8 protein-coding genes are annotated in these 10,021 nt (G+C 65.3%); 4 read left to right on the top strand and 4 right to left on the bottom strand.

Annotated features, from left to right (window positions below):
* The 4 genes from mrdA to G3N97_RS19375 all read right to left on the bottom strand — a co-directional run.
* Positions 1 to 2,056: penicillin-binding protein 2 (mrdA, locus tag G3N97_RS19390; RefSeq protein ID WP_205994671.1), on the bottom strand; the 2,056-nt coding region annotated here is incomplete at its 3' end.
* Between the two features lie 102 nt (positions 2,057 to 2,158).
* Entirely contained in the window at positions 2,159 to 2,671 is a 513-nt protein-coding gene (mreD, locus tag G3N97_RS19385; RefSeq protein ID WP_205994670.1) for a rod shape-determining protein MreD, read from the bottom strand.
* Positions 2,671 to 3,783, bottom strand: coding sequence for a rod shape-determining protein MreC (mreC, locus tag G3N97_RS19380; RefSeq protein WP_205994669.1), 1,113 nt, complete (start codon positions 3,781 to 3,783; stop codon positions 2,671 to 2,673). The genes mreD and mreC overlap by 1 nt, the downstream gene beginning before the upstream one ends.
* Before the next feature lie 294 nt (positions 3,784 to 4,077).
* A complete protein-coding gene (locus G3N97_RS19375; RefSeq protein ID WP_004189550.1) occupies positions 4,078 to 5,121 on the bottom strand; it encodes a rod shape-determining protein in 1,044 nt (347 codons plus the stop codon).
* A gap of 377 nt (positions 5,122 to 5,498) precedes the next feature.
* Between G3N97_RS19375 and gatC the strand changes: the two genes are divergently transcribed.
* The 4 genes from gatC (at position 5,499) to G3N97_RS19355 (ending at position 9,935) form a co-directional block, all read left to right on the top strand.
* Positions 5,499 to 5,798 carry an Asp-tRNA(Asn)/Glu-tRNA(Gln) amidotransferase subunit GatC gene (gene gatC / locus G3N97_RS19370; RefSeq protein WP_065061845.1) on the top strand — a complete coding sequence of 100 codons (300 nt, stop codon included), beginning with the start codon at positions 5,499 to 5,501 and terminating at the stop codon, positions 5,796 to 5,798.
* Positions 5,799 to 5,981: 183 nt separating this feature from the next.
* Positions 5,982 to 7,472, top strand: a complete 1,491-nt coding sequence (gene gatA / locus G3N97_RS19365; RefSeq protein WP_065061847.1) for an Asp-tRNA(Asn)/Glu-tRNA(Gln) amidotransferase subunit GatA — start codon at positions 5,982 to 5,984, stop codon at positions 7,470 to 7,472.
* 3 nt (positions 7,473 to 7,475) lie between these two features.
* On the top strand, positions 7,476 to 8,951 hold the full coding sequence (gene gatB / locus G3N97_RS19360; protein WP_065061849.1) for an Asp-tRNA(Asn)/Glu-tRNA(Gln) amidotransferase subunit GatB: 1,476 nt from the start codon (positions 7,476 to 7,478) through the stop codon (positions 8,949 to 8,951).
* A 141-nt stretch (positions 8,952 to 9,092) separates the two neighbouring features.
* Entirely contained in the window at positions 9,093 to 9,935 is an 843-nt protein-coding gene (locus tag G3N97_RS19355) for a PPK2 family polyphosphate kinase (RefSeq protein WP_205994668.1), read from the top strand.
* Positions 9,936 to 10,021 lie beyond the last annotated feature (86 nt).

Genomic DNA, 10,021 nt, shown 5'->3' with positions numbered 1-10,021 from the left:
CGCCGCCCGTAGCGGACGCAGCGGCGGCACCTGATGCACCCGCAGCACCCGCAGCACCCGCAGCTCCCGACGCTTCCAGCGGCGCGCCGCCGATCACGGGTGCGGACGCATCCTGCGTCGCCGACGCGGCAGCGGCCACCGCCGCCTGTTCCGCGCCCGGCTTCAGACGGTCGACGAGCCAGTAATCGAGCACGCGGCGCGCGATCGGACCGGCCGACTGTGCGCCCCAGCCGCCGTTTTCGACGATCAGCGCGAGCGCGATCGTGGGCTTGTCGGCGGGCGCGAAGGCGGTGAACAGCGCGTGGTCGCGCAGATGCTCGGCGACCGCGTGCGCCTGATACTTCGCGCCTTGCAGCGAGTACACCTGCGCCGTGCCGGTCTTGCCCGCCGACGTGTACGGCGCGTTGCGGAACAGCTGATACGCGGTGCCCGACGGATTCATCGTCACGTTTTCCATGCCGCGCTTCACGACGTCGATGTCGGACTGCTTCACGTCGAGTCGTCCGCTTTCGGCCGGCACAGTCAGATGTTCGGCCTTCGTGATCGGATTCTCGATGGCCTTCACGAGGTGAGGCTTCATGAGCACGCCGTTATCGGCGAGCGTGGCGGTGGCGTGCGCGAGCTGCAGGATCGTGAACGAGTTGTAGCCCTGACCGATCCCGAGGCTGATCGTCTCGCCTTCGTACCACTTCTGCTGCTCGGGCTTGCGGTAGGCCTTCTTCTTCCATTCGGTCGAGGGCAGGATGCCGCGCGCCTCGCCCGCGATGTCGATGCCGGTGAGCTGGCCGAAGCCGAGCGGCTTCATGAAGTTGGCGATGGCGTCCACGCCCAGATCGTGCGCGAGCATGAAGAAGTAGGTGTCGTTCGACACCATGATCGCCTTGTTCATGTCGACCCAGCCCTGGCCGGAGCGCACGTCGTTGTTGAAGCGGTGGCCGCCGAACATGTAATAGCCGGGGTCCGAGAAGCCCCACTGCGGCGTGCGCTTGTGCAGCGTGAGCGCGGCGAGCGCCATGAACGGCTTGTAGGTCGAACCCGGCGGATAGGTGCCGTGCAGCGGACGGTTGAGCAGCGGGTGATCGGGCGAGTTGTTGAGCTCGTCCCAGGTTTGCTGGTCGATGCCGTCGACGAAGGAATTCGGGTCGAAGCTCGGCGCTGAGACGAAGGCGAGAATGTCGCCCGTCGACGGCTCGATGGCCACGAGCGCGCCGCGTTTGCCCGCGAAAGCCTGCTCGGCCACCTGCTGCAAGCCGATGTCGATCGACAGCACGAGGTTGTTGCCCGGCGTGGCCTGCGTGCGCGAGAGCGTGCGCACCGGGCGGCCGCCCGCCGTCACTTCGACTTCCTCGAAACCGGTCAGGCCGTGCAGCTCGGTTTCGTAGCTTTGCTCGACGCCGATCTTGCCGATGTAGTCGGTGCCGTTGTAGTTGTTGGCATCGAGACGCGGATCGTAATGCTCGGTATCGCTGTCATTCTTGTCGCTCATGTCGTCGATCCGTTCCTGATCGCGCTGCGAGATGCGGCCGATATAGCCGATCACGTGCGCGGCCGTCGGACCGAGCGGGTACTGGCGGAACAGACGCGCGCGCACTTCCACGCCGGGGAAGCGGAAGCGCTGCGCGGTGAAGCGCGCGACTTCGTCGTCGGTGAGGCGCGTGCGGATCGGCAGGCTCTCGAAGTTCTTCGAATCTTCGAGCAGCTTCTTGAAGCGGCGGCGGTCGCGCGCGTCGATCGGGATCACGGTCGAGAGCTGGTCGATCGTGTTGTCGAGCGTGTCGGTGAGCTTCGACGGCGTGATTTCAAGCGTGTACGCCGAGTAGTTCTTCGCGAGCACGACGCCGTTGCGGTCGGTGATGATGCCGCGATTCGGCACGATCGGCGCGACCGAGATGCGGTTTTCGTCCGCTTGCAGCGAGTATTTGCTGTGGTTCCAGACCTGCAGATAGAGGAAACGGAACGCGATCAGCCCGAAGCAGACGAACACGAACAGGCCCGCCGCCGCGACGCGCAGGCGGAACTTCGTGAGCTGCTGCTGGGTGTCCTTGAATTCGGTCATGCGATCAGGCGACGAGGCCCGCGCCTCGCGCGAGCGCTGCGGCGGGCCGGTAGGAAGAGTGAGTCATCGGGCGTTCTGCAACGGCGAGCGGCGCGCGGCCGCTCAGATGGGCCGCGTGTCGTCGGGATCGACGGGGCGGCGCTGCGGCAGCAGCAGCAGCACGCTCGTGATCGGCCACAGCACGGCTTCCACGAAACCGCTGATCAGATAGCCCCAGCCGGGAAACGACGCGCCCATCAACAGGCGGATCACGAAGGGCACGACCTGCGCGCCCACGAGCAGCGGCGTGACGGCGAACATTTGCAGTCCGATCGACATCCACAGCACGCGGCGGTGAATGGTGATCGCGCCGAACGAAAGCAGCGTGTAGGCGAGCGCGTGCTCGCCGAGCAGATTTGCGTTGTGCACGTCCATCAGCAGGCCGAGGCAGAACGCGATGCCCATGCCGACCTTGCGCGGCTGATGGATGTTCCAGAACAGCAGCACGAGCGCGACGAAGTCGGGCACGCCGGGCAGCTTGCCCCACGGCAGCAGGTTCAGCAGGAACGCCGCCGCGAGACTGAACGCGATGAAGTACGGATTGACCGGTTGAAGAATGTATTGCGGACGCGGCATCAGTGACTGCCCCCTTGTGCGGCAGGCTTGGCCGCCGCTTGTGCCGGAGACTTCGCGGGCGCGGCGCTGTTGACGGCGGGTTTGGCCGCCGCCGGGGCCGCCGGGTTAGGTGCCGCGGTAGTTGCCGCGCTAGGTGCCGCATTAGCTGCTGGCTTGGCGTCGGCTTTCTTGTCGCCCTTCTTGTCGCCGCCCTTGGCGGCCTTCTTCTTCGCGTCCTTGGCTTCTTTCGCGGCTTCGGCGGCGGCGGCGTCGGCGGCCTCCACCGGATTCGGCGGCAATTGCGCCGTGAAATGCAGCACCAGCACCTGACGCGCGCCACGCACGGCCGCGAGCGGCACGCACACCACGCGCGCGAACGCCGTATCGGCCTGTTTGTCGACGCGCAGCACCTTCGCGACCGGCAGACCTTGCGGATACACGCCGTCGAGCCCGCTGGTGACGAGTTCGTCGCCGGCTTGAACGTCGGCGCTGATCGGCACGAAACGCAGATCGAGCAGATCGCCGCGCGCCGTGCCGTAGATCACGCTGCGCAGACCCGTGCGGACGATTTCCACCGGCACGGCCTGGTCCTTGTCGGTCACGAGCGTGACTTCGGACTGCATCGGGAACACGCGGGTAATCTGGCCGATCACGCCGTCTTCGGTCACGACGGGCGAGCCGTTCTGCACGCCTTGTTGCGAGCCGCCGCCGATCACGACCTTCTGCGTGAACGGATCGCGCGTGTCGTACTGGATTTCGGCGGGCGTGGTTTGCGCGCCGATGCGCTGCGACAGTTGCAGCAGCGCGCGCAGATGCGTGTTTTCCACCGCGAGCGAGGCTGCCTCGTTGGCCTGCTGGGCGAGCTGGAGATTGCGGGTGTGCAGTTGCGCGTTGTCCTGGCGCAGCGAGGCGCTCGTGACAGCGAGGTCGGCGGCGCCCATGAAGAGGTCGCGCGGCACGAGCGCGGCGCGCTGCAGCGGATAGAGACCGGCGCCGAGCACGCCGCGCACGACTTCGAGCGTCTTGAAGCGGGCGTCGGAGACGAGCAGCGCGATCGACAGCACGACGAAGAACAGCAGTCGTGCGAGTGCCGATGGGCCTTGTTTGAACAGAGGCGGCGGACTGTATTCCATGGTCGGCGCCGGGGGCGTGTGCGGTTCGGTGAAACTAACGGTGAGACTGGAGGCGCGAGGGCCGGGCGGCACGCGCGTCACGAGCGGCACATTCGGCCTGAGCGGCGCGGGCGACGAGGCGGGGCAGCGTCTGCCGCCGCCGAACCGTCAACCGTTCGACAGTCTCACCCACTGCGGCGCGATAAGTCGCACCAGATGTCGCGCCAGATGTGACACCACATTCAGCGCCAGGTTCCAGAGCTGGGGCGCCGGTTTGCAAATGCACCGTTGCGCCCGCAGCGAAGGGCTGCACGCTTACTCGTACGAGAAGATGCTGCCGAGCTTGTCCATGCGCTCGAGCGCCATGCCCGAACCGCGCACGACGCAGGTGAGCGGGTCTTCCGCCACCAGCACCGGCAGACCGGTTTCTTCGGCCAGCAGGCGGTCGAGGTCGCGCAGCAGCGCGCCGCCGCCCGTGAGCATCATGCCGCGCTCGGCGATGTCGGCGCCCAGTTCCGGCGGCGTTTGTTCCAGCGCGATCTTCACCGACGAGACGATCTGGTTCAGCGGGTCGGTGAGCGCTTCGAGGATTTCGTTGCTCGAAATCGTGAAGCTGCGCGGAATGCCTTCCGACAGGTTGCGGCCCTTGACTTCCATTTCCTTGACTTCGGAACCCGGGAAGGCCGAACCGATTTCCTTCTTGATGGCTTCGGCGGTCTGCTCGCCGATCAGCATGCCGTAGTTGCGGCGGATGTAGTTGACGATGGCTTCGTCGAACTTGTCGCCGCCCACGCGCACCGAACCCTTATAGACGATGCCGCCGAGCGAGATCACGCCCACTTCGGTCGTGCCGCCGCCGATGTCGACGACCATCGAGCCCGTGGCTTCCGACACCGGCAGACCGGCGCCGATTGCAGCGGCCATCGGCTCTTCGATCAGGTAGACCTGCGAGGCGCCCGCGCCGTGCGCGGCTTCCTTGATCGCGCGGCGCTCGACCTGGGTCGAACCGCAGGGCACGCAGATGATGATGCGCGGCGACGGCGAGAACATGCGCGATTCGTGTGCAGTCTTGATGAACTGCTTGATCATCTGCTCGGTGACGGTGAAGTCGGCGATCACGCCGTCCTTCATCGGGCGGATGGCCTCGATGTTGCCCGGCACCTTGCCGAGCATCTGCTTGGCTTCCTTGCCGACTGCCTGAATGGTCTTTTTGCCGTTCGGGCCGCCTTCCTGGCGGATGGACACGACCGAGGGTTCGTCGAGGACGATGCCCTTGCCGCGCATGTAGATCAGGGTGTTGGCGGTGCCGAGGTCGATCGCGAGATCGTTGGAGAAGTAGCTACGCAGAAAACCGAACATTCAAAAATCCTGTCTCGCTGGTGGCCGACCTGTGGAACGAGCGGGTCACGGGCGGCAGCGGAAAAAATAACAGCCTCAGGACGGGCGGAAATTGCCGCCGCGAGGAGCCTGAAACTGCGGGAATGGTGACCGGAGGCGACCCCGTTGCGCGCCTGCTGAACACAAATTGCTGCGATCAGGCTTGAAAGGCGGGTGCAAGGCGGTCCGGGTTTGAGTCGAACGCGTAATGATACCTTATAATTTTGCCTGTTTTGCAGGATCCGGAGGTCAGTTTTTGACCGCGTCGAAGCTTTCTTCGCCAGCCGGATCCGGCGCGATAAACCGCTGTTGCAGCACTGATTTTCCACACTGCTTCAGCCTCATTTTCCGGTGACCGCATGGCCCTGACCCTGACCGATGTGAAGCGCATCGCGCATCTCGCGCGCCTCGAACTGGCCGAAGCCGAGGCCGGCAATACGCTCGAGCGCCTGAATAACTTCTTCGGGCTCGTCGAGCAGATGCAGGCCGTGGACACCACGGGCATCGCGCCGCTCGCGCACCCGATCGAGCAGATCGAGGACGTCGCGCTGCGCCTGCGCGAGGACGCCGTGACCGAAACCGTGGATCGCGAGGCCTTCCAGCGCCCCGCGCCCGCGGTACAGGACGGACTGTACCTCGTCCCGCGCGTGATTGAGTAAACACGCTGGCATTTACCGTTATTTTCGAAGAAATCCGAGTTATCGGACCTTAACTTCGCGGACTTTAATTTCGCGAACGGCGGCAAGACCGAACGGCCGGGCGCAAGACGCACCGGCGCGCAGCGCCCCTCGCGGCGGCGTGCGCAATTCGAAGCGCCGTCACGTTCTTCCAGGAATCACGCAATGCATGACAAAAGCTTGACCGAACTGCGCGCCGCGCTGGCTGCGAAGGAATGTTCCGCAGTCGAACTGGCCCAGCATTTTCTGGGCCGGATTGAGGCGCATCAAGACCTGAACGCGTTCGTCGACGTCAATCCCGAAGCGACGCTCGCGCAGGCCAAGGCCGCCGACGCGCTGCTGCATTCGGGCCACGCCGGCCCGCTCGCCGGCATTCCGCTCGCGCACAAGGACGTGTTCGTCACGCGCGGCTGGCGTTCGACGGCCGGCTCGAAGATGCTTGCAAACTATGTGAGCCCGTTCGACGCGACCGTGGTCGAACGCCTCGGGCGCGCGGGCATGGTGACGCTCGGCAAGACCAATATGGACGAATTCGCGATGGGCTCGTCCAACGAGAACTCGCACTTCGGCGCGGTGAAAAACCCGTGGGACAAGAACGCGGTGCCGGGCGGCTCGTCGGGCGGTTCGGCCGCCGCCGTGGCCGCGCGCCTCGCGCCCGCCGCAACGGGCACTGACACGGGCGGCTCGATCCGTCAGCCCGCGTCGTTCTCGGGCATCACCGGCATCAAGCCCACGTACGGCCGCGTGTCGCGCTACGGCATGATCGCGTTCGCCTCGTCGCTCGATCAGGGCGGCCCGATGGCGCAGAGCGCCGCCGACTGCGCGCTGCTGCTCAACGCGATGGCCGGTTTCGACGAGCGCGATTCCACGAGCCTCACGCGCGACGACGAAGACTACACGCGCCATCTGGGTGAGCAGTGGGGCGCGAACGCGAGCGCCGACAAGCCGCTCGCGGGTCTGCGCATCGGTCTGCCGAAGGAATACTTCGGCGCGGGCCTCGCCGACGACGTGCGCGCCGCCATCGACGCCGCGCTCAAGACTTACGAGTCGCTCGGCGCGACGCTCGTCGAAGTCACGCTGCCCAAGACCGAACTGTCGATTCCCGTCTATTACGTGATCGCGCCGGCGGAAGCCTCGTCGAACCTCTCGCGTTTCGACGGCGTGCGTTTCGGCCATCGCGCGGATCAGTACACCGACCTGCTCGACATGTACAAGAAGTCGCGCGCGGAAGGTTTCGGCCCCGAGGTGAAGCGACGCATTCTGGTCGGCACCTACGTGCTTTCGCACGGCTACTACGACGCGTACTACCTGCAGGCGCAGAAAATCCGACGCATCATCGCGCAGGATTTCCAGCAAGCATTCAAGCAGTGCGACGTCATCATGGGCCCGGTCGCGCCGAGCGTGGCGTGGGACATCGGCGCGAAGGGCGACGATCCCCTGCAGATGTACCTCGCGGACATCTACACGCTGTCGACCAGCCTCGCGGGCCTGCCCGGCATGAGCGTGCCGTGCGGCTTCGGCGCGGGTGCGAACGCGCAACGTCCGGTCGGTCTGCAGATCGTCGGCAACTATTTCAACGAGGCCCGCATGCTGCAGGTCGCCGACGCTTTCCAGCGCGCGACCGACTGGCATCGCAAGGCGCCGGCAGGGGTGTAAAGCATGAGCACGCAATGGGAAGTCGTTATCGGTCTTGAGACGCACGCGCAGCTGTCGACGGTCTCCAAGATCTTCTCGGGCGCATCCACGCAATTCGGCGCGGCGCCCAACACGCAGGCCTGCCCCGTCGATCTCGCGCTGCCGGGCGTGCTGCCGGTGATGAACCGCGGCGCCGTCGAGCGCGCGATCCAGTTCGGTCTCGCGATCGGCTCGACGATCGCGCCGCGCAGCATCTTCGCGCGCAAGAACTACTTCTACCCGGATCTGCCGAAGGGCTATCAGATCAGCCAGTACGAGATTCCGGTCGTGCAGGGCGGCCAGATCACGATCCAGGTGCCCGCCAACGAAAAGGCCGGCAAGGAAGCGTACGAAAAGACCGTCAATCTGACGCGCGCGCATCTGGAAGAAGACGCGGGCAAGTCGCTGCACGAAGACTTCGCGGGCATGACGGGCATCGACCTGAACCGCGCGGGCACGCCGCTGCTCGAAATCGTCACGGAACCTGAAATGCGCAGCGCGGCGGAAGCCGTGGCCTACGCGAAGGCGCTGCACACGCTCGTCGTGTGGCTCGGCATCTGCGACGGCAACATGCAGGAAGGTTCGTTCCGTTGCGACGCGAACGTCTCGGTGCGTCCGGTCGGTCAGAAAGAGTTCGGCACGCGCGCCGAAATCAAGAATCTGAACTCGTTCCGCTTCCTCGAAGAAGCCATCCAGTACGAAGTGCGCCGTCAGATCGAGCTGATCGAAGACGGCGGCACGGTGGTGCAGGAAACGCGTCTCTACGATCCGGACAAGCGCGAAACGCGCTCGATGCGCAGCAAGGAAGACGCGCACGATTACCGCTATTTCCCCGATCCCGACCTGATGCCGCTCGTGATCGACGCGGCGTGGGTCGAGCGCGTGAAGGGCGAAATGCCGGAGCTGCCCGAGTCGATGCAGGCGCGCTTCGTCGAGCAGTACGGTCTGACCGCGTACGACGCGAACGTGCTGACGTCGAGCAAGGCGATGGCCGCGTACTTCGAGGCCGTGGTCGCGAAGGCCGGCGCCGCGCAGGCGAAGGCCGCCGCGAACTGGCTGATGGGCGAAGTGTCGTCGCAGCTGAACCGCGAAGACCTGGAGATCGGTGCGTCGCCGGTGTCGGCGGCGCAACTCGCGCTGCTGCTCGCGCGTATCGCCGACGGCACGATCTCGAACAAGATCGCCAAGGAAGTGTTCCAGGCGATGTGGGACGAGAAGGCCGCTGACGAAGGCGCGGCCGACCGCATCATCGAAGCGAAGGGTCTCAAGCAGATTTCCGATACCGGCGCGCTCGAAGCGATCATCGACGAGGTGCTCGCCGCGAACCAGAAGTCGGTCGAGGAATTCCGCGCGGGCAAGGAAAAGGCGTTCAACGCACTGATCGGTCAGGCGATGAAGGCCACGAAGGGCAAGGCCAATCCGCAACAGGTCAACGAGCTGCTCAAGAAGAAGCTCGGCTGATCGTCTTGCAGACTGGCGGCTGAAACGCGGGCGCATGGGCGAATTCGATATCGCCCTGCGCCCGTCCTCGTTTTCGACGCTGCGCTTTCCACGGCGCAGACGTGCAGCAGCGCTGACCCCGAACCAGGAGGAGAGCAGAGCATGGCGAAGTCCCCGTCCCCGAGTCTCGACGATTACCGCGTGCCGCTATTCGGCGAGAAGAAAGCCGGCAAGTTTGCACTGTCCGCCTTCGATCCGTCCGCCAAGCCGTTTTCCACCGGCGGCAAGGACGGCGATCGCGACCGTCTCACGGAAGTCGGCCAGAAGATCGACGTGCAGCAGGAACGCCTGCATTCGCAGCGTCACGACCGCGTGCTGCTGGTTCTGCAAGGCATGGACACGAGCGGCAAGGACGGCACGATTCGCGGCGTGTTCCACGAAGTCGATCCGCTCGGCCTGCGTATCGTGGCGTTTCGCGCGCCCACGCCCATCGAGGCGTCGCGCGACTTTCTCTGGCGCGTGCATATGCAGGTGCCGGCGGCCGGCGAGCTGGCCATTTTCAACCGCAGCCATTACGAAGACGTGCTCGTGCCGCGCGTGCTGGGCCAGATCGACGCGGCCGAATGCGAGCGCCGCTACGCGCAGATTCGCGACTTCGAGCGCATGCTCGCCGAGACCGGCACGACCATCATCAAGTGCATGCTGCACATCTCGAAGGACGAGCAGAAGCGCCGCATCCAGGCGCGTATCGACGATCCCACGAAACACTGGAAGTTCGATGTGTCCGACCTCGAGGCGCGCAAGCAGTGGGACGCGTATCAGCTTGCTTATCAGGACGCGCTCGCGGCCACGTCGACCGACTACGCGCCGTGGTACGTGATTCCCGCCGACTCGAAAACGCATCGCAACGTGATGGTGGCCGAGCTGCTGCTGCGTCTGATGGACGGACTCAAGCTCGAATTTCCGCCCGCCAAACCCGAACTCAACGGCATGAAGATCGAGTGACGCTTCGAGTGAAGACTCGATGAGCGCCTCGCTTTACGCCGCTCGCGCGCGCCGCGCCGCCGCGAGCCCCCTGAAACGCAAACCAC

This window comes from Paraburkholderia sp. Ac-20347, assembly GCF_017104805.1.
Lineage (GTDB): Bacteria > Pseudomonadota > Gammaproteobacteria > Burkholderiales > Burkholderiaceae > Paraburkholderia > Paraburkholderia tropica.
Note: the sequence above shows the minus strand (reverse complement) of the source record. Positions and strands in the feature narration are given on the sequence as shown.

What these genes read in the sequence shown, in the direction of transcription:
- gatB (WP_065061849.1), top strand. Translation starts at nt 7,476, where the DNA reads ATGAGCACGCAATGGGAAGTCGTTATCGGTCTTGAGACGCACGCGCAG.
- G3N97_RS19375 (WP_004189550.1), bottom strand. Translation starts at nt 5,121, where the DNA reads ATGTTCGGTTTTCTGCGTAGCTACTTCTCCAACGATCTCGCGATCGAC.
- gatC (WP_065061845.1), top strand. Translation starts at nt 5,499, where the DNA reads ATGGCCCTGACCCTGACCGATGTGAAGCGCATCGCGCATCTCGCGCGC.
- mreD (WP_205994670.1), bottom strand. Translation starts at nt 2,671, where the DNA reads ATGCCGCGTCCGCAATACATTCTTCAACCGGTCAATCCGTACTTCATC.
- mreC (WP_205994669.1), bottom strand. Translation starts at nt 3,783, where the DNA reads ATGGAATACAGTCCGCCGCCTCTGTTCAAACAAGGCCCATCGGCACTC.
- gatA (WP_065061847.1), top strand. Translation starts at nt 5,982, where the DNA reads ATGCATGACAAAAGCTTGACCGAACTGCGCGCCGCGCTGGCTGCGAAG.
- G3N97_RS19355 (WP_205994668.1), top strand. Translation starts at nt 9,093, where the DNA reads ATGGCGAAGTCCCCGTCCCCGAGTCTCGACGATTACCGCGTGCCGCTA.